General features: G+C 56.1%; 15 protein-coding genes. 7 read left to right on the top strand and 8 right to left on the bottom strand.

Annotated features, from left to right (window positions below; translation table 11 throughout):
• Positions 1-5: 5 nt before the first annotated feature.
• A complete protein-coding gene (locus tag TU86_RS19320) occupies positions 6-1,517 on the bottom strand; it encodes a CoA-acylating methylmalonate-semialdehyde dehydrogenase (RefSeq protein WP_048365936.1) in 1,512 nt (503 codons plus the stop codon).
• Positions 1,518-1,630: 113 nt separating this feature from the next.
• Between TU86_RS19320 and TU86_RS19315 the strand changes: the two genes are divergently transcribed.
• The 7 genes from TU86_RS19315 (at position 1,631) to TU86_RS19285 (ending at position 10,562) form a co-directional block, all read left to right on the top strand.
• Positions 1,631-2,578, top strand: coding sequence for a LysR family transcriptional regulator (locus tag TU86_RS19315; protein ID WP_048365935.1), 948 nt, complete (start codon positions 1,631-1,633; stop codon positions 2,576-2,578).
• Positions 2,579-3,350: 772 nt separating this feature from the next.
• Complete coding sequence (locus TU86_RS19310; protein ID WP_048365934.1) at positions 3,351-5,426, top strand: type VI secretion system Vgr family protein; 2,076 nt, start codon at positions 3,351-3,353, stop codon at positions 5,424-5,426.
• A complete protein-coding gene (locus TU86_RS19305; RefSeq protein WP_048365933.1) occupies positions 5,423-6,280 on the top strand; it encodes a DUF4123 domain-containing protein in 858 nt (285 codons plus the stop codon). The genes TU86_RS19310 and TU86_RS19305 overlap by 4 nt, the downstream gene beginning before the upstream one ends.
• The gene (locus TU86_RS19300; RefSeq protein WP_048365932.1) at positions 6,277-7,050 is read left to right on the top strand and encodes a hypothetical protein; all 774 of its coding nucleotides are present in this window, start codon (positions 6,277-6,279) and stop codon (positions 7,048-7,050) included. Before TU86_RS19305 ends, TU86_RS19300 begins: the two co-directional genes overlap by 4 nt.
• 12 nt (positions 7,051-7,062) lie before the next feature.
• Complete coding sequence (locus tag TU86_RS23590) at positions 7,063-7,587, top strand: hypothetical protein (RefSeq protein WP_048365931.1); 525 nt, start codon at positions 7,063-7,065, stop codon at positions 7,585-7,587.
• Complete coding sequence (locus TU86_RS19290) at positions 7,584-8,360, top strand: hypothetical protein (RefSeq protein ID WP_048365930.1); 777 nt, start codon at positions 7,584-7,586, stop codon at positions 8,358-8,360. Before TU86_RS23590 ends, TU86_RS19290 begins: the two co-directional genes overlap by 4 nt.
• 12 nt (positions 8,361-8,372) lie before the next feature.
• Positions 8,373-10,562 (top strand): lipase family protein, encoded by a 2,190-nt coding sequence (locus TU86_RS19285; RefSeq protein ID WP_048365929.1) that lies wholly within the window; start codon positions 8,373-8,375, stop codon positions 10,560-10,562.
• Positions 10,563-11,083: 521 nt separating this feature from the next.
• On the opposite strand, the gene yfiB is transcribed toward TU86_RS19285, so the two are convergent.
• The 7 genes from yfiB to TU86_RS19245 form a co-directional block, all read right to left on the bottom strand.
• Positions 11,084-11,587, bottom strand: coding sequence for an outer membrane lipoprotein YfiB (gene yfiB, locus TU86_RS19275; RefSeq protein ID WP_048365927.1), 504 nt, complete (start codon positions 11,585-11,587; stop codon positions 11,084-11,086).
• A 6-nt stretch (positions 11,588-11,593) separates the two neighbouring features.
• Entirely contained in the window at positions 11,594-12,865 is a 1,272-nt protein-coding gene (gene dgcN / locus TU86_RS19270) for a diguanylate cyclase DgcN/YfiN (protein WP_048365926.1), read from the bottom strand.
• Complete coding sequence (gene yfiR, locus TU86_RS19265; RefSeq protein WP_048365925.1) at positions 12,862-13,437, bottom strand: regulatory sequestration protein YfiR; 576 nt, start codon at positions 13,435-13,437, stop codon at positions 12,862-12,864. The genes dgcN and yfiR overlap by 4 nt, the downstream gene beginning before the upstream one ends.
• A 118-nt stretch (positions 13,438-13,555) precedes the next feature.
• Positions 13,556-15,640, bottom strand: a complete 2,085-nt coding sequence (gene recD / locus TU86_RS19260; protein WP_048365924.1) for an exodeoxyribonuclease V subunit alpha — start codon at positions 15,638-15,640, stop codon at positions 13,556-13,558.
• The gene (gene recB / locus TU86_RS19255; protein WP_048365923.1) at positions 15,637-19,329 is read right to left on the bottom strand and encodes an exodeoxyribonuclease V subunit beta; all 3,693 of its coding nucleotides are present in this window, start codon (positions 19,327-19,329) and stop codon (positions 15,637-15,639) included. The genes recD and recB overlap by 4 nt, the downstream gene beginning before the upstream one ends.
• Entirely contained in the window at positions 19,329-22,778 is a 3,450-nt protein-coding gene (gene recC / locus TU86_RS19250) for an exodeoxyribonuclease V subunit gamma (RefSeq protein ID WP_048365922.1), read from the bottom strand. Before recC ends, recB begins: the two co-directional genes overlap by 1 nt.
• A 208-nt stretch (positions 22,779-22,986) precedes the next feature.
• Positions 22,987-23,349, bottom strand: coding sequence for a P-loop NTPase family protein (locus tag TU86_RS19245; protein WP_053076073.1), 363 nt, complete (start codon positions 23,347-23,349; stop codon positions 22,987-22,989).
• Positions 23,350-23,698: the final 349 nt, after the last annotated feature.

Here is a 23,698-nt window from a genome sequence, read left to right as displayed (position 1 = left end):
GCTCCTCAACGAAGATTGATGGTGGTGTTAACGCCATCATTCACGCTGTCATCGTCGAACCAACGACTGGTGACGGTCTTGGTCTGGGTGTAGAACTGCACGACTTGTTTGCCGTACGGCCCCAGATCTCCCAGCTTGGAACCCCGCGAACCGGTGAAGCTGAAGAACGGCACCGGCACCGGGATCGGAATGTTTATACCGACCTGCCCAACGTCGATTTCGCTCTGAAACTTACGTGCCGCCGCACCGCTTTGGGTAAACAAACCGGTGCCGTTACCGAAGGGGTTGGCGTTGACCAGCGCGATGGCTTGCTCAAGCGTATCGACCTCTAGCACCACCAACACAGGGCCAAAGATTTCCTGGGTATAGATCTGCATGTCAGTGGTTACGCCCGAAAACAGGGTCGGGCCAACAAAGTTGCCTTGCTCGAAACCCGGCACGCTGACGTTGCGACCATCGAGTTCCAGCGTTGCGCCTTCTTTGATACCGCTCTCAATCAGCCCCAGCACGCGCTCTTTCGCACGCTTGGAGATCACCGGGCCAATGTCGGTGCCCGCCTCGCTGCCGGCGTTGACCTTGAGTTTTTGCGCCAGCGCCTTGAGGTCTGGCAGCCATTGCCTGGCCGCGCCCACCAACACCACCACGGAGGTGGCCATGCAGCGCTGACCGGCTGCGCCAAAACCGGCACCCACCAGTGCATTGAGGGTTTGTTGGCGGTTGGCGTCGGGCAGCACCACGGCATGGTTCTTGGCGCCCATCATTGATTGCACGCGTTTGCCATGACGACCGGCCAAGTCATACACGTGGGTGCCGACGGCGGTTGAGCCGACAAACGACACGGCCTTGATATCGGCGTGGGTGCACAGCGCATCGACCACGTCCTTGCCGCCATGAACCACGTTGAGCACACCCGGCGGCACCCCGGCTTCGAGCGCCAGCTCTACCAGCATCAAGGTCGACAGTGGGTCCTGCTCCGAAGGTTTGAGCACGAAGGTGTTACCGCAGGCTATCGCCATCGGGAACATCCACAGCGGGATCATGGCCGGGAAGTTGAAGGGGGTGATGCCTGCGCACACACCAATTGGCTGGCGCAGTGTGTAGGTGTCCACCCCGCCCGCAACGTTTTCAGCGAATTCGCCCATTTGCAGGGTGCCGATGGAGCACGCGTGCTCAACCACCTCCAGCCCACGGAAAATATCGCCCTCGGCGTCGGCAATGGTTTTGCCTTGCTCGGCGCTAAGGACTGCGGCAATGCGCTTGGAGTGTTCACGAATCAGTGCTTGCAGCTTGAGCATGATGCGCATGCGTGCGCCAATCGGCGTCAGCTTCCAGGTCTGGAAGGCGCGTTGGGCCGCTTCAATCGCTGCGTTCACTTCACTGGCGGTGGCGAACGGCACTTTGGCCAATACTTGCTGAGTGGCCGGGTTGACGATGTCGTGCCACTCGGTGGTCTGCGACTCGATCCACTCACCATCAATCAGCAGGCGGGCGTTTTGATACGGGGTAGAAGCCGTCATGAAGGTCTCCGAAATTATTCTTATGGGAGCGGGCGCCGGGTTGGTCGCGGGACTGTTTTTGGAGTATAGGTGTGCGTTCTTCTAATAAGAACGCACATAAAAGCCGGTCTAACATGCAAAAAAACATCACATCGTTAAGCGCATTGAACTGGGATGACTTGAAGTTTTTTCTCGAAGTGGCCCGTACCCGCAAAGCCAGCACCGCCGCCAAGCGACTGGCGGTGGACTACACCACCGTGTCTCGACGCATCAGTTCGCTGGAAGCCGCACTCGGCACTTTGTTGTTTGAGAAGTCGCGCACCAATGGCTTCACGTTAACCAACGAAGGTCAGCGTTTGCTGGGGTATGCCGAGTCCATCGAGAGCACGCTGCACATGGCGTGCGAGCAGGTTTCAGGCTCGGGCGTGGCGTTGTCGGGGCATGTGCGGATGGGGTGCACCGAGGGTTTTGGCAGTTTCTTTATCACGCCGCAGCTCAGCCATTTTGTGGACACCTACCCGGCGATCTCGGTGGATATCCTGCCGCTGCCGCACTTCATCAGCCTGTCCAAGCGCGAGGCCGATATCGTGATTGCGCTGGAGCGCCCGGAACATGGGCCGTACGTGTGCTGCAAATTGTGTGACTACCGATTGCAACTGTTCGCGACGCAGGAATACCTCGACGCGCATCCACCGATTGTGCGGGCCTCAGACTTGGCCGAGCATCCGTTTATCAGTTACGTCGACGATCTGGCGTTCAGCTCCGAGTTGCTGTACCTGGCCAATGTACTGCCCGGCGCCAGCGCCAACCTGCGCAGCACCAGCGTGATCGCGCAATACGTCGCCGCACAGCAAGGCCGCTCATTGGCCATCCTGCCGTGCTTTTTGGCGGCACAAGATCCGCGTTTACTGCCGGTATTGCCGAACGAAATCAACCTCACGCGGCAGTTCTGGATGTACTGCCGCGAGGACTTGAGGAAGTTGAAACGCATCACCTTGCTGTGGGATTACATCCGCGAGGTGACGGAGCTTAACGGCCCGTTGCTGCTGGGCGAAACGCATATCCTTCGGTTTGCAGACTGAGTGCCTGCAAGGAGTAAGGGAGCAACTTCGTAGCGAGGTCAATAGTTCTTGGCAACGGTTTGTGACAGGCCTTGGTACGCAACTTGTGACAGCCGGACGGTATCCGCAGACACTGAATGCTTTGGCCTACAGAGGCGCCCACAAGCGCGTTGAGGACCTATGCAGGTGCGCCGGGCTACGGGGGAATCGACGGTGTTTATAGTAATGAGGTGACCAGAGAGATTTTTCTGCCAGATTCTCGAAGAGGCTTGCAAGCACCACCACGAGAGCACCCGTCACAGCCACCCAGTAGAACGCAGACGACATCCCCCCTGAAGGCCTTCGACCAAGTGTTGATATCAAGAAGGTGTGTTGGCCGGACGGTTGGGTCAGGCAAGGTCCAAGGTTCCCGCGATAAAATCGTTGTCAACTTGGCGTGTGGTGATGCGCTGTCGGTCCAGTTCGGCAAGTGTCAGCATCGTGTTGCTCCTCATCAATAAGTCAGTCGAACGGAATGCCCTTCTTCCCTATAGTGAGGAGTTTTAAAACTGCGGCGGCTTGAAACCTCCAAGATCAAGCTCATGCAGACGTGACAAAACTCCCGAACCAACGCCTTCCCAAGCGACACCCTGAACCAAGGACAATTCAGCTCGCATTCAGGACGCTTCCTACATATTTTCCTTCCATAGCTTGTTAGCTTGGCTCGCTTTGGTTTTCTCACAAACTCACAGGCATATAGTTCGCTGGCCCCGTGTATGTGGGACTACGCTGCATGCCTGGAAGGGAGCAGTGGATGTTCAACGCAAGCCCTAAAACGGATTTCAGCCTAACCATCAGCGACTTCAAGCACGACCTTCAGATCCTCTCATTCACCGGCCAAGAATCTATTAGCGCTCCCTTTTCTTTTGATCTGGAACTGGTCAGCGAACGTCCTGATTTGGACATCGAAAATCTATTGCACAAGCAAGCCTTTCTGGCATTCAACGACAGTGACGCAGGTATTCATGGGCAGATTTACCGTGTTGCGCAGGGTGACTCCGGTAAGCGCCTGACCCGTTACAGCCTTACGCTGGTCCCGCAGTTAACCTATTTGGCGCATCGGGCCAACCTACGGATTTTCCAACAACAAACCGTCCCGCAGATCATCGCGCAGATTCTTGAAGAGCATGGTATCCAAAGTGACACCTACCGATTTCAGTTGGGCTCGATCTATCCAGCACGTGATTACTGCGTCCAGTACAACGAATCCGACCTGTACTACATTCAGCGTCTGTGCTGGGAGGAAGGTATCCACTACCACTTTCAGCATTCGCAACAAAGTCACGCACTGGTATTTGGTGACGACCAAACCATATTCCCCAAGCTGGGCAGGCCAACGGCCTATGTGCAGGACAGCGGCTTGGTCGCCGATGAGCCCGTAGTCAAACGCTTTAACCTGCGCCTTGCGACCCGAACCAGTCGAACAACGCAACGTGATTACGACTTTGAAAAGGCCCGCATCACGCTGGAGGCGGACTATCGCCCTGCCGCCCGAGGCAGACAGCCTGACCTGGAAGACTACCAATACCCCGGTGGTTTTACTCAGCGCGAACGAGGCAAATTGTTGAGCCAGAGAGCTCTGGAAGGCCATCGTGCAGATTACCGTCAGGCCGAAGGTAAAAGTGATCAACCCACACTGGTCAGCGGCCACTTTCTTGAACTGTCGCAACACCCGCGCCAAGAGTGGAATGACCTCTGGCTACTGACCTCTATTCGCCACGAAGTCCAGCAACCTCAGGTTCTGGAGGAGAGCCTTCCCAGCGACACCAGTGACCGTAAGGACGATTTCCATCAGGGCTACCGCAACACCTTCACGGCAACTCCGTGGGATGTGTTCTATCGCCCACAGCAGGCCTATGAGAAGCCTCGGATACTTGGCAGTCAAACCGCTTTGGTTACCGGTCCCAAAGGTGAGGAGATACATTGTGACCAACACGGGCGGGTCAAGGTGCAGTTCCATTGGGACCGCGAAGGTCAGACCAATGACAAAAGCAGTTGTTGGCTGCGAGTCGCTTCCAGTTGGGCGGGCAACAGCCATGGCGCGGTAACAATCCCTCGGGTCGGCATGGAGGTACTGGTGTCATTCCTGGAGGGTGACCCCGATTCCCCCCTGATCAGTGGTTGCCTGAATAACAGTGCTAATCCCGTCCCCTACGAACTGCCCGCCCACAAGACCCGCAGCGTCTTTCGCAGCCGCAGTTCACCAAACAGCACGGGCTTCAACGAATTGCACCTGGAGGACCGTAGCGGCCAAGAGTTGATCTACCTGCGCGCTCAGCGGGACATGGAACAGAAGGTTGAACACGATAGTCGCTTAGAAGTCGGTAACGAACGTAAGGAAATCATCAAGGGCAACAGCATCGCGGTGCTGGAAGCTGAAGAGCAACGCACTGTCACCGCAGACCGAAAAGTCCAACTCAAAGCCAACGACTACTTGTTGGTAGCTAGCAGCAGTCATACCCGTGTCGGGCAAACATTGGTCGTCGAAGCAGGACAGGAAGTCCACATCAAATCCGGAGCCAATCTGATTCTGGATGCGGGCGCCAGTATTACCTTAAAAGCCGGTGGTCAACACATCGTGATTGGTCCCGGTGGGATCTTCAGCAGCTCCGATATTCAACTCGGCGGTGCCCCGGTTGGAGGAACTGCGGCCAATCCAATATTGCCGGGTGCATTAACTGCGCTAATGGTTCCTACCGCGCTCCCGCCTATGATTGCCCCTTCCCAGTACGCTCTGATGGCCATCTCAAAAGTTAAAAGCCCTGATTTCTGCCCGATCTGCGAGGCCTGCAAAAATGGCGTTTGTCTGATTGAGGGAGCCACAGCATGACCAACAGGTCTCCTCAGCAATGGATGATCGAACAACGCCAACTCGGGCATTTTTTATGCCTGATTCTGGACTCCGAGGACGAACGCCAAACACGTCAGGCTCTGTTGGATTCTCAAGACGCTGACCAGTATTGCAGTGTGTACAGCGAGACACCGGTCGCAGATCTGGCGGATGCAGGGCCCTTCATGTTCCTTATCGACAACGCGGAAGATGGGCGCTTGAATGAGTTGCTCAAGGCCCCTGAAAGGAACTGGGGATGGCTTGCCAGTATTCCACCTGAGGCAGGGCTACAGGAGCTGGTCAAACATTGGCGTGAACGTCTGATTGTCGGGACGAGACCGTATCAAGCGCTCTATCGGTTCCATGACAACCGAGTATTGACCCGCGCACTGAAGCACTTAGCCACTGGGGCTATTGCGGGGTACTTGGGGCCCATTATCAGCGTCTGCTACTGGCAAGGTCAGCGCTGGGAAATGCTCAGTAATCCCACACCCGGTAACCATCCCGCTCCTGAAAGCCCTGCATGGTGTGACGTTCCCGTTGAGGGCGATCAGTCCGCACACATACGCGAGGTCAATACCCGTCGCTACTTGCTGGCCGAACATCTGGATGCCTACGCCCGGATTGCTGAACAACAAAACCCCGATCTATGGCTCAGCACTCAGTTGGCCTTGGCTGACACTTGGGGTTGGCAAGCACCGGAGCAACTGGAGTTCTTGATGGTCCAGAGTTTAAAGGAAACAGACGGTACGCTTGCGGAGCGCTGGCAAGCCCGCCCTGATGAAAATCCGGCAGCTCATTTCGAGAGGGTTTATCAGGCAACACGATTTTGGCAAGGAGATGCCCCGCTATGAAGCAAGTACTTAAAGCCCTGCTCTCGGGAGGCTGCATAGTCCTGACAGCAGGATGTGCTACTGGGAAGTCGGAAAGCTTCACCTTTACGGCTGATCTACCTCCCAACTTCGCTTATTACGCCATAGCAAAGTATGCCCCCGCCAAGGGCGAAACTTGTACAGTCACCCTCGATGACAACCCATATCTTGCTTTTAACAGAGAATGGCGTACCGAGTACAAACCAGAGTCTGAAGTCCCGATTTATCGAACCGTGAAAGGTTGTCGATTGTCCATCTATAAAATCGATCTGGAAATTAATGCCACTTATGGGAAAACCCGAGGAGACTTCAGCGGGGATACAACTGCCGTGATTGTTCGGGAGCAACTGGAAGAGCAATACAAAGGGGCTTTTGATGCTACTGGAGAAAGCGCCATAAATGGTCAGTGCCAATGGTTGTTTCGTACTATCGGACCTGACCGCTACATCACTAAGCTTCTCGATTGCAAAAAAATTGATGATCAGGGCATGGTGACGAAAGGACGTCCAGTAGGGGCTTACACCTTGGATCAACTGCCGGGTAAAACCGTAAAGCTGAAGATCAAACTGGCTGACGAGGAAAGACCTGCTATTGGGAATACTTGGCTGAAGTTTCCTAATGGTTGGAGACGGTGCATGGGTAAAGGCATGGAAGACCAATATGCATTCTGCCGTGAAAATCAGAAAGTCTTCAGCGCATTCATGATGCCTGACGGTAAACAGTGTTCGATTTATCCCGGCTGCACTGAATAAGGAAATCAAACAATGAGCAATTTGGATGCGGAATTAAAGCACCCGTTAAACAGTCGTATGTTCACCTGTCCGGTTCAAGGCCGCTGGACCAGCTTTCAGTTAGTTGATGAGTCGGGCGAGGGGCTACCCTATGCGGGACTGGCCTATGAGGTTATCGATACAGAGGGTCACTTCCACAAAGGCGCACTCGACAGTACCGGGACAGGCAAGGTAGAAAACCACTTTGCAGGCCCAGTAGCGTTAATTATCAAAGAACAGTATCGAGGTGGTAAAGATTTTTATGAATACCTACTTGAAAGGCCACATTACCCACTCCCAATAACCGAACTTAAAGTCCGCGCCGAGCAAACTCGTTACTTCCATAGAGACGGTTCGCGGATCCAAAACAATCTGGAGTTCTTGTTGGTCCAGAGTTTAAAGGAAACAGACGATACACTCGCAAAGCGCTGGCAAGCCCGCCCTGATGAAACTCCGGCAGCTCATTTCGAGCGGGTTTATCAGGCAACACGATTTTGGCAAGGAGATGCCCCGCTATGAAGCAAGTACTTAAAGCCCTGCTCTCGGGAGGCTGCATAGTCCTGACAGCAGGATGTGCTACTGGGAAGTCGGAAAGCTTCACCTTTACGGCTGACTTCCCTCCGAACTTCACTTATCAGGCCGTAGCCAAATATGCACCTGTCAAGGGAGAAACCTGCACAGTTAAAAAACCAGACGCTGGTTATAATCAAAGATGGCATTTAGACCACAAAGAAAGATACAAGATCGACTCTGAAATCCCCATCTACCGAACCGTTGAAGGTTGCCGACTGGCTATTTATCGCTTCGAACTGGATATCTACGGAACTTATGGAAAAGATCGTGGAGACTTCGGCGCAGATTCAGCAATGATTATTATTAGAGAGCAACTTGAAGAACAATACAAAGGAGCTTTTGATGCTGCTGGAGAAAGCGCCATAAATGGTCAGTGCCAGTGGCTGTTTCGTACCCAAGGGCCAAAGCGTCGTCTATCGAAGGGTATTGACTGCAAAAAACTTGATGATCAGGGCATGGTGACGAAAGGGCGCCCTGTTGGGGCTTACACCTTGGATCAACTGCCGGGTAAAACCGTGAAGTTAAAGATCAAGCTGGCTGATGAGGAAAGGCCCGGCTGGGGGGACACATGGGTCAAGGTTCCGAATGGCTGGAAGCGCTGTATGGGGAAAAGTTTTGAAGATCAAGACGCTTATTGCTTCGGAAACCATAAAGACTTCAGCAGTTTCAAAATGCCAGATGGCCGCAACTGTACCATTTACCCAGGCTGTACCGAATAAGGAAATCACTCAATGAGTACTTTGGATGAAGAGCTAAAGCACCCGTTAAACAGCCGTATGTTTACCTGCCCTGTTCAAGGTAAATGGACCAGCTTTCAGTTAGTGGATGAGTTTGGCGAGGGGCGATTTTATGCTGGGCTGTCTTATAAAGTTATCGATACGGAGGGTCACCCATACACCGGCAAGCTCGACACCACGGGCACAGGCAAGGTAGAAAATCACTTTGCGGGTCCAATAGTCTTAATGCTCGAAGAGCAATATCAAGGACAAGAGCTGACCTATGTTCGCCGGATGCAAAGACCTAACTACCCACTCCCAATAACCGAACTTCAAGTCCGCGCCGAGCAAACTCGTTACTTTCATAAAGACGGCTCACGAACCCAAAGCAATCCGGCGCAAGCCTGTGCGGACTTCTTCTGCCAAGTCGAAGTACGCCACTTGGTTGACCATGTTGCGCATTTACCGCCTGAAGTCGAGTGTCACTTTCCACTCAATCATGGTTGGGCCACGCTGATGCGCGAGCATGGCAAGCACGGTGTCTGCCTGCTTCCCAACAAGCACAACGTGTTGGAGGTTCGCCCTTTACGTGCTCTACGTCCGATGCTCTCCACCGACTCACAGTTCTGTGCGCTGAATCTGTATCAGCTCGCCATTATGGCCACCCTGAGCTACAACCCATTTGGTCAGGCACCAGATAAGACGCCCATCAAAGACAAAAAAGTAAGTTTCCCGCAAAAACCAAGCATGGGTAACTGGTTTGGTGACGCATTGGCCAAGTTCGATGAAATCTGGAAAGCCGACCCAGCCCAATCCAAGGCGTACTACCCGCTCTACGAAGATGTACCGTACTCCAAGCGTCTGGAAGTCGTGCCGTTTGATCCTGACCTATACCCAGTGAACAGCCCTGATTTAGAAGAAAAGCAGGAGCATCCGGCCAGTATTCATTTCCTTGATGATCGAGACCAAATTGATAATACCGACACCCAAGCGTTTATCACGCATAACGATGAGCTGATCCTGATTTCGGTACGCGGCACCAATGAAAAGTTAGCGGATGGGCTTCGGGATGCCGATGCGCTTCAGGTTCCATTTACACAGGGTGTGGGCAAGGTTCACCGAGGATTCTATGAGGCAGCACTGAAAGTCTACGAACTCACGATCAATTATCTCGAGAAGTTCTACACCGGACAGAAGTTGATTATTTGCGGCCACAGTTTAGGCGGGGCAATCACCTTGCTGCTCTCGGAGATGCTGCGTCGTCGGGCTGACTACGATTACAACATCGTGCTGTACACCTACGGTGCCCCAAGAGCTGCTGACGCTACCTTTGTAAAAGGGGCTGCTGACTTAGTGCATTACCGCATGGTCAACCATAACGACCCAGTGCCGAGCGTGCCTGGAACATGGATGAACACCAAGACCTCGGTCTATGCGACAGGGGCAGCTTTAACCTTCTTAAACGTCCCTGCGGGGCTCGCCGTGTTTTCTGCGGGCATTACCAACCTTAGCGGTGAACCCTATGAGCACCACGGCAAGTTGCGTCACTTCTTTCCGGTGGAGCTTGGAGGCAAAGAGAAATCTTCGATCCTCTGGGAGCCTGGTTGCGACACCATTACCCAGCACGCCGCCTGCTCGTTGTCTGTGCAGCAAATTAATGGCCTGCCCAACCGCCCCGGTTTGATTTCTCAGTTTTTTCATGGTGGCAATCATTCAATGGTGGGGGGCTATATCCCCAGTAGCTGGGCCGCTCTTAAACGTGCGCAGGAATCGCTGAAGCTCAAGAGCTCGCTGGTTACCGACCGTGAATTCGACTTCATAGATGGTGCTCTGACACGAATTACCGAGCAGTTGCGCAGTAAACGCAATGACTTGCGGGGTCGTGGTGACAAGTATCGTGAAACTCACGAACCAGTAGTTGATGCATTCAACCGAGAGGTCGATAAAGTGCGAGAGACCCGCGACCGATTAGCGACCGTGCATAAGGATAAGGTTGACGGAGCGAAGGTCTACGGCTCGTTTTCACTGCAACCTGAAGTACTGGCAGACAACTTGCTTCGCTGGGAGGCGCACCCAGAAAACAGGGTAGCGGAACAATTGGCCATGGCGCCGCCCGCTGTCGAAAGCGACCATGAGTTATTCGCGTCAATATTAGATCGCCCAATCGGCGCTCCACACACGCTTGATATTGATTCAATCGTCTGAAACAAAGCGATAGCAGGCAACGCTACGAAATGGTTCCCTGCAAGATATCCGGCAGGTTACCCGATTCAAGGGTCTGAATATCACTCGTGGTCAACTGCGAAATTTCATTGAGTCGCCCGCCAGTGACAACCCCGAGGCTCAGCAACCAGCGCTTCCAAGAAGCCTCAGAAAGCTTTGCAGCGTAGGCCATGAGTTCGCCTACTTGTCCCTGCGTAGCCCCCGTGATCATTGGGTTAACCCTTACTCCCTGGCAGTTCTGGATGCACTGCCGCGAGGACTTGAGGACGTTGAAACGCATCACCTTGCTGTGGGATTACATCCGCGAGGTGACGGAGCTTAACGTTTGCCGATTGAAACGGACCTGAGGCACGCGGCTCAATCGGTTGCGCAGCGGTCGTATATCGGGTGACTGCGGCGTATCAGCCGCAGCGCTTTGAGTGACATTACGGCCGCTACGCGCCCCGAGGCAGCCGCGCATGATACGTCAGCGGCTGCCGTATTTACGTGCGCCAGGCATGGATTTAGTCGGCGATGACGACAATCGCGACCCGGCGGTTTTCGGTGCGCCCGGCGCGGGTTTTGTTCGAGGCCACAGGTTCACGGCTGCCCAGGCCACGCACCTGGATATTTTCAGGACGCATGCCGACCTTGGTCAGCGCTTTGACCACACTGTTGGCACGGCGCACAGACAGCTGTTCGTTGTAGGCTTCCTGCCCCGAAGCATCGGTGTGTCCATCCACGCGCACGCGCTGGATGTCCACCGCCAGCAGCGCAGTGCCAATGCGCTCAACGATTTCCTGGCTTTGCGCGTTCAGCACTTCAAGGTCGCTGCCAAACAGGACTTTACCTGACAAACCAAACGCCCAGCCTTCGTCAGTCAACTCAAAACCCTGCTGTTTGAGCACAGCGATTTGCGCCGGGCTCAGGCCTTTTTGCGGGGCCGTCTGGCAACCGCTCAATGCCAGCGTCGCCAGCAACAGGGTGAAGCCAAAAAACTGTAAGTAACGCTGGGTAAAAGCACGCATAGGTGTCTAGCTCCTTGTATTTGCGGGGGACGCAAGCTGCTGCACTTGCGAAAGGTGTTGGCCGCCCCGGTCCATCCGCTTGGCCTGGTACATCGCAGTATCGGCGGCATTGAGCAGGGAGTCCGGGGTGGCACCATGTTCGGGGTAAACCGCAACGCCGATACTGAGCGAGGTCACCACCTGCGTCTGATCGGGCAAAACAATCGGCGCCAGCATGCTGGCAATGATCTTGTCAGCGATACGCTCGGCGTCTTCGGTCTTGTGCAGCGGCGTCAGCAGGATTGCGAACTCATCACCGCCCAAACGCGCCACCAGGTCTTCTTCACGCAATTGGGCGCGGATACGCGTGGCCACGGCCACCAATACGGCGTCACCTGCGGCATGACCATAAGTATCGTTGATACCTTTGAAACGATCACTGTCGAGAAACAGCACGGCGGCTTTTTCGTTGGCCTTGCTCAGAACACGTAATGTGCGCGCCAACCGTGCTTCAAAATAGGCGCGGTTGGGCAGGTCGGTCAGGGAGTCATGACTGGCCTGATGCGCCAGGGTTTCGTTCTCATGCTTCAAGTGACTCTGCCAGGACTCCAACTCATCAAGCAGCGCATTGAAGTCATTGCCCAGATTATTCAACTCTTTGATGTTGGCCGCAGGTACACGTCGGTCGAAGGCCCGTTCACGGCGCGCCGCGTGCGCAACATCGGCCAACTGACGAAGTGGCCCCGTAATGCCATTGAGCAGGCGCCGAGACAAAAACAATGCACTCCAGGCGCTCAACACCGTGCACACCAGGATGCCGAGCAGGCCGCTGATCAAGAACCGCAGCATGTTGGCGCCGTGGCCCCTGAGCGTGACGGTGCCCACTTCTCGCCCCTGATGCAGGATCGGCAGGGTGACGGGCTGCGCGAGCAAACTGTTGGCCAGCAGCATTTCGACTTTAGACAGCAGGTCTGTTTCCGGGCGCTTCCATTGCGCCAGCAGCTCACCATCGGCGGTAAACACTTTGGCCTCGGCCACCGCCTCGGTAGACGCAATCAGGGCCAGTGCTTCGGTGGCTGCCGCACTGTCATCGAACACCACTGCGGCTTCGACGGTGTAGTTGATCGAGCGCCCGATCAGGTGCAAGTTGTGGTCGGCGTACACCTTCAGTGCAATCACGCCCAGGATGGTCAGCGACACGCTGGCCATCGTCACCGCCACCATCGCCAGCCCCAAATGCCCACGGCTAAGTACAGAGCGCAAGCTACGTCGGTGCTTGGTGTTATTGAGCGCGATCATGGTTGTGCCGCCCTGCGGCGCGACAACTGCAACACGCTGGGATGAATACGCACGCCGCTGCGGGCGACGGAGTCGAGGTTCACTTCAAAGGACACTTGCTCATCGGCCACACGCAAACAGAACAGCGTGCCGACCGTGCATTGATCACCGCCCTCACTGATGCTCAGCACCGCATGCCCCGTAAGTGCATTGAACAGGCTGCTGCGCTCTTCGTCTGAGAGCTTTCCCAAATACAGCGCATTACAGTCGTCGGCTATGGTCGGATTGTTCACCAACAAACGGCGGACGAACACCTGCCTGCCACTGGATTGCGTGGCGCCTTTGAGCAGGTCATCGGTGTATTCGGTGGGGCCGACCACACACAGTTGCAGTTGAGCGGGTTCAATCGGCCAGCGTGCGTAGCTCAGAATGCCGAGTACCACTTGCGTCACGGCTTTGGCACGCTGATCAGCCAAACTAATCGGCGCTTCAGGTTGGGCAAAGCAGGGAGTGCTCAACAGAAACAAGCAGAGTGAAAGCAGCCATCGCCGCACACCACCACGCTGCTCTGAAGACGAGGCAGCCACATCCATGCAGGAATTCTCTGATTTCTATGTAGGAATTATGCCGCAACGATAGCACAGCCCTTGTATAGACTGTGATACACGTCACGTTACGGCACCTGCCCTACCTTCGTGTCGCGTGCACGATTTAACCTAAACCCAGCATCAAACCACTCAGGCGTTTGACCTTGCGCAGTACAGCCCCTTCAAAAACGCCAGCACGAGGTTCTACAAGACTAAACCAGTGCTTGGCCCGCGTGATGCCGGTGTAAATCAGCTCTTTGGTCAACACCGGGTTGAGCGCCTCGGGCAGTACCAAAGCGGTATGAGAAAACTCCGAGCCTTGAGACTTATGCACCGTCATGGCGTACACCGTTTCAACATCATTCAGACGGCTTGGTAGCACAAAACGGATGCCTCCCTGACCATCATTGCGCGCGAACGCCACACGCAAAACCTGACGCTCGTCGTGCCCCTCGCGCTCAGGGAGTTTGAGGGCGATGCCTATGTCGCCGTTCATCAGGCCCAGCCCGTAGTCGTTGCGGGTCATCAGCACCGGGCGCCCTTCGTACCACTGCTGGTCGCTGTCTATCAGTTGGCGGGCAAACAGCGCGCGCGTGATGCGCTCGTTCAAACCCTCCACACCCCACGGGCCTTTTCGCACGGCGCAGAGCACTTGAAACCCTTCGAATGCGTTCAGTACGGTGCCCGCCCATGCCGCCCAGCAAGGGTCTTCGAGGGGCGCACCCGCCACAGGGCGTTGCTCGCGCAATACATTCAGGTAATGCCGATAGCCTTTGGCTTCGTCCCCGCAGCCCTCAAGCACCAAACGTTCAAAGCGTTTGTCTTGCTCGCCACTCAGTGGCCACGCAGACAGGTCCGCATACGCGCCAGAGGTCAGTAACGCGCGGGCCTCTTGGGCCTGCTGCTGGTTGACCAGACGGGAGAGCTGCCCGATGCCGCTGCCTTCACCAAAACGCCGCGAGTGACGCAGCATCACCACTTGTTGGGCCAAGGGATGCGAACCCTCGGTATCCGTTTGCAAACCACTGCCCGCCAGGTGTTCGCCGCTAATCTGCTCCAGCCATGCTCGGGTTGAGGGGCTGTACCAGCCTGCTTCTGCGTCGCGACACAGATCACCGAGTACCGCACCGGCTTCAACCGAGGCCAACTGGTCCTTGTCGCCCAATAACACCAGGCGCGCATGATCAGGCAGCGCATCGAGCAGGTTTGCCATCATTTCGAGGTCGATCATCGAGGCTTCGTCGACGACCAGAACATCCAGCGGTAAGCGATTGCCCGCGTGATGACGAAAATGCCGCGTCCCCGGACGGCTGCCGAGCAGGCGGTGAACGGTGGTCACATCACTGGGGATTTTTTGCCGTAGCGTGTCGTCCACTTCCAGAGACTTGACCTGAAGGCTGATGGATTCGGTCAAACGTGCGGCCGCTTTGCCCGTGGGTGCGGCAAGGCGAATACGCAGCGGCGCCCCGGCTTCAACAGCCGGTGCTTGTAACAGCGCAAGCAAACGCACCACGGTGGTGGTTTTACCGGTACCCGGCCCGCCCGTTACGATGCTGAATGCGCCACGCGTGGCCAAGGCACATGCCAGCTTTTGCCAATCAATCGGCGCATTCGCTTTGGGGCTGCCGAACAAGTTGTTCAGACGTGCAGGCAAATCAGCCGGGGTCACCTCCGCCGTGGTCAGACGTTGGCGCAAGGCACTGTCGATTCGTCGCTCGTACGCCCAATAACGACGCAAATACAAACGCCGCTCGCTCAGCACCAAGGGGCGACTGGCGGCATCAGCCGTCGAGAAGCCCGCGTGCTCAACCAGTGGACTGGCCTGCAATGCCGTGCACCACGCGTCGCCCTCCAACGCTTCCAGCAGTTGCGATGGCAACAACATGGCGCCGGTTTGCACGTCCCCCTCAGGCGGCAAAGACAGTGCAAAGTCAGGCGCTTTAAGGGTTTCAAACAGGTCAAGACACACGTGGCCGTGGCCCAACTGATGGCTGGTCAACGCCGCTGCCAGCAGTACCAGCGGATCGCCCTGGGGCGCCCGCTCGTGAAGAAAAGCGACAAACGCTTTATCCAGCGCGCGCAGCCAGCCGCGCTCCACCCAACGTTCAAGCAACAGCAGCAAGTCTGCGGCGCGATCCAGAGGTTGCAGTTGCGCCAGCCTCTCGGCCGTCAACGGCGTGGGTAACAGTTCGGCAAACGAGCGACTCATAACAACACTCCCTGTTCCCACGCGGGGGCCGCCGGTATTGGCCGAGGCTTGCCCTGGAACATCAGGTCCAGGCTTTCAATCAGAACTCTGGGTGGTCGCGTAAAAAATACGCCCTGACCTTGGGAACGCGTACCACGTAAAAACAGATATAACGCACCGCCCATGTGCTGGTCGTAGTCGTAATCTGCCAACCGCGCCTTGAGCTGGCGGTGCAAGGCCAACAGGTACAGCACGTATTGCAGGTCGTAACGGTTGTCCAGAATGGAGGCCGTCATGGCCTCTTCGGTGTAAGCCGTATCGTCTGCGCCCAACCAGTTGGATTTGTAATCAGCCACGTAATACCGCCCTTCGTGTTCGAAAGTCAGGTCGATAAAACCTTTGAACATGCCATTAAGCAGGCTCGGCTCAGCCCCTGCGCGCGCCGCCCCGCCATGCGTGTGCTGACGCACCCGTTGATCGAGTTGCAGCACGTCGACGTTGTGGCTGGCAAACCAAAACTCCATTTCAATCTGATACTGCGTCAGCTGGCTAAGGACGACAGCCGGTTGGCCATTGTTCAGACGCAGGGGTTCATCTTGCAGATGCACCAACCACTCGCTCAGGGTGTCGATCCAGCCTTCCCAGCCACGCCGATTACAACGCCGCGCGACAGCATCTTCGATAGCCGCTGGTTGCGCCTTGAAACCCTCACTGCCCGCCCACTCAAGCAAGCCATGCAAGAACGTCCCAGGATTTGGCCCACGGGGGAAACGGTGGATATCACCGCCGCTGAGCAACACATCACGCGGTGCATCTGGGTCCAAGCGCTCGTCATCTGACAGCTTTTGTGCCAAAGCACTTTCCGGCGCTTCGCCAGCGCTGAGGCTGTCACCAATGCGTAAAGCACTGTAGGAAGCAATCCACCAGTTTTCCGCTGCACGGCGTGTCGGAATCAGCGGTTTGAGCAACGTGGCCGAATTGAGTGGCGGGTAAAAGTGGGCTTCGCTGGCGGGCGGAGCGGCTTGGCAGTGAATCGCCGGGCAATCGTTTTGCAAGTCCGCAAGCCAGCGCTCCAGCCCTGGTGATTCGGTCAACAGCGCACCCCCGCCGAGCAAATAGCCCAAGGCTGAGGCGTGTAACACCGAGCGGTTGTTGTTGCCTCGTTTCAGGTCAGCCACGCCCAGCCAGCAGGCATGTTGTGCGCGGGTAAGTGCCACGTAGAGCAAGCGCAAATCTTCAGCCAGGCGTTCATCGTCGGCTTGAGTGATCAATTCAGGTGTTGGTTTCAAACTGACCTGTGCGTGGCCTGCGGCATCGTGAAAATGCAGGGGTAGACGGCTGCCATCCACAGGCTTGGTCGAGCAGATAAATGGCAGGAACACCAACGGGTATTCCAGCCCCTTGGACTTGTGAATGGTCACTACCTTGACCAGTTGCTCGTCGCTTTCAAGTCGCAGAATTTGTTCTTCACCGGCCTGGCCCGACAACGCCAAATGCTCGGCCAAGTGCCGAATCAGCGCCTGTTCGCCGTCCAGTTCGCCGGCCGCTTGCTGCAGCAACTCGGACAGATGCAAGACGTTGGTCAGTATTCGCTCGCCCTCCGTGCGGGTCATCAACGCTTGAGGCAATTGGAAGTCGTGCAGCAAGCGGCGCAGCATGGCCAGTACGCCTTGCTTGCGCCAGATGTCCCGGTAACCGCGGAACTGCATGACCCGCGATTCCCACGCCAGTTCGTCCTCATTCAGACGCTCCAGTTCGATCAATGGCAAGTCCAGCGTGATGCAAGCCAGTGCGGCCCGCAGCGGCCGTTCGACGTCAGGCTCGGCACAGGCTTTGAGCCATGCCAGCACATCATGTGCTTCCTGAGCTGCGTAGACTGAATCCTTATCAGACAGGTACACGCTTCGCACGCCACGGGTCGATAATTCACGCCGTACCGCCTGAGCTTCTTTACCATCGCGCACCAAGATGGCGATGTCGGCGGGCAAGACGCCGCGCAAGGCTTCACCGTCTTTGGCAAAACCGCAGCGTCCCTGCTGACCGCCGTTGAGCAGCTCTACAATTTGGCTGGCACACACGGCCGCCAGTTGCTGGCGGTAAACCGCTCCGCTGAGGGGTTGCTCGGCGGGCAGTTGCCAGAGGTTCATGGCTGGGACGGGCTGGCCCTCAAGCTGTAGGACTTCTTTGCGGCCTTGGGATTTAACTGAAACAAAGGGCACAGGGTTTTCAGACCCTTCGCGAAATAGAAACGCACCACGGCCGGTGTCTCGATGTTCGGCACGTTCAAATACATGATTGACCGCGCTGACCATCGCATGGCTGGAACGGAAGTTGGTGTCCAGTGTATGCAGCCGGTCACGGGTGGCGTGACGAGCACGCAAGTAGGTATAGATGTCCGCGCCACGAAACGCGTAGATGGCTTGTTTGGGGTCACCGATCATGAACAGACCCGTGTCGGGGTCATTGGCCTGGATGCGATAAATGGTTTCAAAAATGCGGTACTGCACAGGATCGGTGTCTTGAAACTCATCAATCAGCGCTACCGGAAATTGTTCGCGTATCAGGGTCGCCAAACGCTCACCGCTCTCTGCTTGCAAGGCAGTGTCCAGCCTCACGAGCATGTCATCGAAGCCCATCTCGGCGCGACGGCGTTTTTCCTCCTCAAAACGTGTACTCACCCAATGTGCAGCGTGCTCCAGCACAGCCGCATCGGGGCTTGGCAACGCATCGAGCGCTGCTTTCAGGTCGCGCATGGCATCCAAGGCTGGGTGCTGCGGGGGGGCGCCTTTTTTCCAGGCTTCGGCCATGCCGTCCGGGGTCAGGCGCGTAAAACCTGTGCCCAGGTCCAACTGCTCCAGTGACTCATCCGCCGCCCACGCGCTGAGTTTTTCAAACCAGGGTTCAAAGTAGCGCGCCTGCATTTTTCGGCCATCGACAGCTTTATCGGCCACGCCTTGCAGGCATATCTGACGTAACTCTTGAGCCCATTGCAACCAGGGGGTTTTGAGCTGCAACAGCGCTTGGCGGCGTTCGTGCAAACAGACCTCGATCATTTCGGCCGGTGTTTGCTCGGGGTGTTGGGCCGCTCGCGAGCTACCAAACAAGGCGCGGACCCGTGGTAATAAAGCCGCGGGACCGCTCCAGTTTGAGCGCACCCAATTCAAGGCATCGCCCTGCATCGGGTAGCAGAACAGTCGCCAGTAATCGCGTAGCACTTCGCCCAGCAGGTCGCTGTGATCGGTTTCGAGGGTTTGCGTGAACAGACTGCCGCTATCGAAAGCATGCTCACGCAACATGCGCTGACACCAACTGTGAATGGTGGAAACCGCCGCTTCGTCCATCCATTGCGCTGCGATATCCAGACGCCCGGCACAACCTGCCCACTGCTCGATCTCGAACGCTTCGCGCAGTTGTGCGACCAAGGTGTCCGGGGCTTCAATTTCGTCCCGAAAAAAACGCGCTGCTTCAGCAAGACGTGTACGAATGCGATCGCGCAGTTCTTTGGTCGCGGCATCGGTGAAGGTGACGACCAGTATTTGTGGCGGTAAGAGTTCGCGTCCAAAGCCTGTTGCTTGCGAGCCGTGCCCTAGAATCAGACGCAGGTAAAGCGCCGAAATGGTGAAGGTTTTGCCAGTGCCAGCACTGGCTTCAATGAGTTGGCTGCCGCGTAACGGAAAGGACAATGCCAAAGGAAGTGCGTGCGCGTTCATTAGCGAGCCTCCTCGGCCGTCAAGGACCGCCACGACGCTTCGAACAGTGGCCGATAAAGTGCGTCACACCACTCTTCAAACTCCCCACCGGCCATGAGTGCAGCGAAGTCAGGGAACTGACGAGACAGCGCCGCGCTTTCCCGGCGCTCACCTTCACTGGTCTGGCCGTCCCCTTCATAGGCTTTTTGCGCAGCCGCAGCGGCTTTGGCAGCGTCGGGTTGGGCTAACCAGGCAAAGGCTGTTTTCACGGCGACAGGCAGCGGGCGCCCCATGCCAATTCTCCACGTTAAAAGCAGGTTGGCGAGAATGTCGCCTGCCTGTTTGGGTGCAAGCGGCGCAAGGAGCAAGGTGTCATCGCTGGCCACCAACGCCGTGGACATGTCTAACCCGCTGGCACAGGCCACTAAGTGGTTGACCCACGGTCGGGTCAATCGATGCCACTTACGGGTTTTAATGCCCCCGATGCTATTAGGAATCGTCGTGATGGACAGTAAGCCGTTATCACTACGTTGGTGCAGATGACTCAACCAGCCCTCAAGGATCAGGCCTTGCTCTGCAAAACTGACCGGCAAGGCGCTGTTCAAGGGCGTCGGCCAAAGACTCACTAATTGCTGATAACGCTGGAGCACGTCAGGCAGTGGCTCGATCAACTCCTGCTGCAATGCCTCGCCAAAACCGGCCATCGGCAACAAACCGCTGCCCTGCAACCGCAGGGCGCGGGTATGCAACGCTTGTTCGAGTTGATCGGGTTGTGCCAGCGCGGCTTCGAGCAAGCTGTCGCTCAGGGTGTAACGCTCCAGTGCATCAAGCACGAAGGGTTCCTCATCAGCCAAAGGCACTTCTGCCGCCTCAAAGTAAACCTTCAGGCGCTGACTAAAGAAGTGACGCACAGGATTACGCAAAAAGTCTTGAAGCTGAGTCAGGTTGACCGGTTCTTCCTGGTGATGGGCCGACAACATCGCGGGTGCAGCATGCTCGGGTTGTGCCTCATGGAGTTGCTGCCATTCACGGGCGTAACTGAACAGTTTGGGATTACCTTCGTGGAAATATCGGGCACTGAAGGGTTGAAGCGGATGCTCTTGGGTCATGGCTTCAAGCAAGTCCGCACCGTTAGAGAGTGTCCAGCCACTGGCCAAGTGGTCACGAAGCTGGCCGATGAGCACGCAGGCCGGACGCTCACTGTTGTCGCGAATACTGCGGCCTACCCAGCTGATATACAGTTGATCGCGGGCGGACAATAGCGCTTCAAGCAGCAGGTAACGGTCGTCTTCACGGCGAGAACGGTCGCCGGGGCGGTAATCGCTGCCCATCAAGTCAAAGTCCAGCGGCGGTTGGGCACGCGGGTAGTCACCGTCGTTCATCCCCAGCAAGCACACGAGCTTGAATGGAATGGCTCGCATCGGCATCAAGGTGCAGAAGTTGACCGCGCCCGCAAGAAAGCGCTGCGAAAGTTTGCCTTGGTCCAGACCGGTCAGCCACGCTTCGCGCACGACCGTCAGCGGCAACTCATCGTCCAGGCCCACAAGTTCGCAGGTTTCCAGCCAGTTCTCGCGCAGCTCTTCGAGCTGGGCCAGCAGGTAATCGTCGTGCTCAGTCTCGGCCTGAAAAAATAACTGCATCAGGGCTTGCAGACGCTCGCCCCACTGCTGCGGCAAAGCAGGCTGCGAGAGTTCTTGATGGGCGATTTCAAGGGCATCTAGCAAGGCGACCAGCGGGCCAATCAGGACGGCATCAAGGCCACCTATTTCATCGTAAGGCTCAATGCCATCGCAGGCTTCGCCACTGCCAACGGCATAGCCGAGCAACATACGGCGCAATCCAAAACGCCAACTGTTCTGCTCCAGGTGCGCAGGCAGGCCCAGCCCTTCACGCTGTTCGGCATTCAACCCCCAGCGAATGCCCGCGCCTTCAATCCAACGGTGCAACGTAGGCAAGTCGCGTTCTTGTACGTTGAATCGGGCACGTAAGGCCGGCACGTCCAAGAGGTCTAGAATTTCGCTGACCGGGAATCGACTGTCAGGCAACTTGAGCAAGTGCTCGATCGCGATCAAAAGAGGATCACGCCCGCGCTGGCCCTGGTCGGCCAAGGTAAAAGGAATAAAGCGGCGGTCATTACGCTCGATCTGCCCGAACACCGCGCGAATGTGCGGCGCATAGCTGTCGACATCCGGCACCATCACGATCACATCTCGCGGCTGTAAATCCGGATTCTCACTGAATCGTGCGAGTAGTTGATCGTGAAGGATCTCGACTTCACGTTGCGCGCTGTGGGCAACGTGAAAACGAATTGACTGATCTTTCTCCAGCTCAATAGCAGGCCAGCACTCGCGTGTTTCATTGAGCGGGCGAAGCTCCAGGATGTCGTCCTGTAATTGGTTAAGTAGATTGCGCGGTTCAACTTCACTGAACAGGTCAATCCGACCATCACGGAACGCGGAACGGTAGCTGTTGGGGTCGTCGAAACTGTCGAGCAGATTGATGTAGTCGCGCCCCTGCTTGCCCCACGCAGCTAGTAGCGGATGGGCGTGCTGATGCAGGATATCCGCGTCCAGTACTGTAGGCATTCCCGCTTTGCGCGCTTGGCGCTTGTACTGATGACGCAGCAGATCTTTGTCTGCAACGATGTCAGACCAATGGTGGCGGCAAGGGTTGTGTACACATAGCAATACCTGACTGAAACGTGCGAGACCTGCCAATGCTTCGAGCGCTTGCGCGGGCAGAGAAGAGATGCCGAACACAATCACCCTGGCGGGTAACCCGGACGGGGCTTGTTCGAGGCTGTTGATTTTTTCTATAAAACGCTGATGAACACCCGCCCGACTTTGGGCCATGCCCTCTTGCCCTACATCCAGCAACAGGGCACGCCACAACTCGGCTTGCCAGCAGTTGGCCGGGCTCAAGGCAGGCGTTTCGCCTCGTGCATTGCGTAACTGATGGCGGCCAGCAGCCCAGTCTTCCAGCCAGTCAGCGCGGTAAACCTGATATTGGTCGAACAGATCCGCGAGCCGCTCTGAGAGTTGATAGCGTTTGCGCAGGTCGGTGTCATGGGTAAGAAAGCGCTGCAACGGCTCAAAATGCGGTAGATCAATCAGTGCTGGTAACAAACGCATCAGGCGCCAGGTTAACGGAGCCTTGTCGAGCAAAGACTTAGCAGGGATTTGTTCGCTGCCCAGCACCAGACGATAGAGTTGCCATAAAAATGTACCGGGTAACTGGACATCAATCGCTGCCGCTATACCACAACCACCCAAGTCATCATCCTGAGCATCTTCTGCCAGGGCCAACTTGAGCCATTGCGCGATCCCGTTGCTTTGCACCAGCGCTATTTCATTCTCCAAGGGTGCCAAGGGATACATGCGCATCCAGCTCACGACCAGGCTGCGCAGTTCATCAAGCCGGTTACCGTGAACCACCATAAAACCCGCATTGAGGGGCGTAGCAACCGACATATCGGCATCCTTTGGAGAAGATTAAAAACCCGGAGGCGAACCTTAACATCGCCCAGTCATCTGAGTGCAACGCAAGGTACGTACGCGCTCAATATGCCTTCAAATAATGGGAGGCTTACGGCTGGCGATATCAATAGCGTCGTTTATGAGATGTAGCCGATCAGTAATGGACATATCGCCTACCAGCCTGATAACAGGGCAAGTCCGTTTAGAAAGCCAGTCCTTCTGGTTTTACATGACCGAAACGTTTTACCTCCCGCAGCGTTAGTCGTTCTAAGCGCAGGTCAACGGGGAGGTATAGAAACACCATGAGATCAAAAGCGTCCTCAAGTGCGCAGCCCCACCCCCTTATCGAGCCAGCGACAACTGCCCGGCTTGCGCGGCGCATCTCATGAAGTAAACGCTCACACCGCTGCGCTTTTTCGACCTGATGTTGATAAGGCGGGTTACTGGGTAGCCACAAAAAATCATCGGCCTCCAGATGTGTCGCACACAGTTCGTACGCAAAGGCTCTGGCCAGGGTAGTTGTGCCGATCCCTGCGGCACCCGTCATGAGGATGTTGCGAGTCATACTAGCCTCTGTCTCGCCAAGTGCTATCAAACCTCATACCAAATGACAAAAACGGTTATTCACTGGCCTGCTCACGTTTCGAGATACTGACACAGAGCGTAATAACATCCGTTAAGAAGCAAGTGAGCTTAGTCACGCTTGGGCTTATTGACTGAGGATTTGATTACTAAGCGCATGCGGGGTAAAGACAACGCAAATATTCAGCTGTTTGGATCAAGAATATTTTTCGAGCGCACAAACAAAATCCCCATCTGCGTGAGCAGACAGGGATTCTGGAATTTAATCTTGACGATGACCTACTCTCACATGGGGAAACCCCACACTACCATCGGCGATGCATCGTTTCACT

The sequence above is a fragment of the Pseudomonas weihenstephanensis genome (assembly GCF_001043055.1).
In the GTDB taxonomy this organism is placed as follows: domain Bacteria; phylum Pseudomonadota; class Gammaproteobacteria; order Pseudomonadales; family Pseudomonadaceae; genus Aquipseudomonas; species Aquipseudomonas weihenstephanensis.
Note: the sequence above shows the minus strand (reverse complement) of the source record. Positions and strands in the feature narration are given on the sequence as shown.

Coding starts and splice junctions, on each gene's coding strand:
- TU86_RS19320 (WP_048365936.1), bottom strand. CDS start 1,517: ATGACGGCTTCTACCCCGTATCAAAACGCCCGCCTGCTGATTGATGGT.
- TU86_RS19315 (WP_048365935.1), top strand. CDS start 1,631: ATGCAAAAAAACATCACATCGTTAAGCGCATTGAACTGGGATGACTTG.
- TU86_RS19310 (WP_048365934.1), top strand. CDS start 3,351: ATGTTCAACGCAAGCCCTAAAACGGATTTCAGCCTAACCATCAGCGAC.
- TU86_RS19305 (WP_048365933.1), top strand. CDS start 5,423: ATGACCAACAGGTCTCCTCAGCAATGGATGATCGAACAACGCCAACTC.
- TU86_RS19300 (WP_048365932.1), top strand. CDS start 6,277: ATGAAGCAAGTACTTAAAGCCCTGCTCTCGGGAGGCTGCATAGTCCTG.
- TU86_RS23590 (WP_048365931.1), top strand. CDS start 7,063: ATGAGCAATTTGGATGCGGAATTAAAGCACCCGTTAAACAGTCGTATG.
- TU86_RS19290 (WP_048365930.1), top strand. CDS start 7,584: ATGAAGCAAGTACTTAAAGCCCTGCTCTCGGGAGGCTGCATAGTCCTG.
- TU86_RS19285 (WP_048365929.1), top strand. CDS start 8,373: ATGAGTACTTTGGATGAAGAGCTAAAGCACCCGTTAAACAGCCGTATG.
- yfiB (WP_048365927.1), bottom strand. CDS start 11,587: ATGCGTGCTTTTACCCAGCGTTACTTACAGTTTTTTGGCTTCACCCTG.
- dgcN (WP_048365926.1), bottom strand. CDS start 12,865: ATGATCGCGCTCAATAACACCAAGCACCGACGTAGCTTGCGCTCTGTA.
- yfiR (WP_048365925.1), bottom strand. CDS start 13,437: ATGGATGTGGCTGCCTCGTCTTCAGAGCAGCGTGGTGGTGTGCGGCGA.
- recD (WP_048365924.1), bottom strand. CDS start 15,640: ATGAGTCGCTCGTTTGCCGAACTGTTACCCACGCCGTTGACGGCCGAG.
- recB (WP_048365923.1), bottom strand. CDS start 19,329: ATGAACGCGCACGCACTTCCTTTGGCATTGTCCTTTCCGTTACGCGGC.
- recC (WP_048365922.1), bottom strand. CDS start 22,778: ATGTCGGTTGCTACGCCCCTCAATGCGGGTTTTATGGTGGTTCACGGT.
- TU86_RS19245 (WP_053076073.1), bottom strand. CDS start 23,349: ATGACTCGCAACATCCTCATGACGGGTGCCGCAGGGATCGGCACAACT.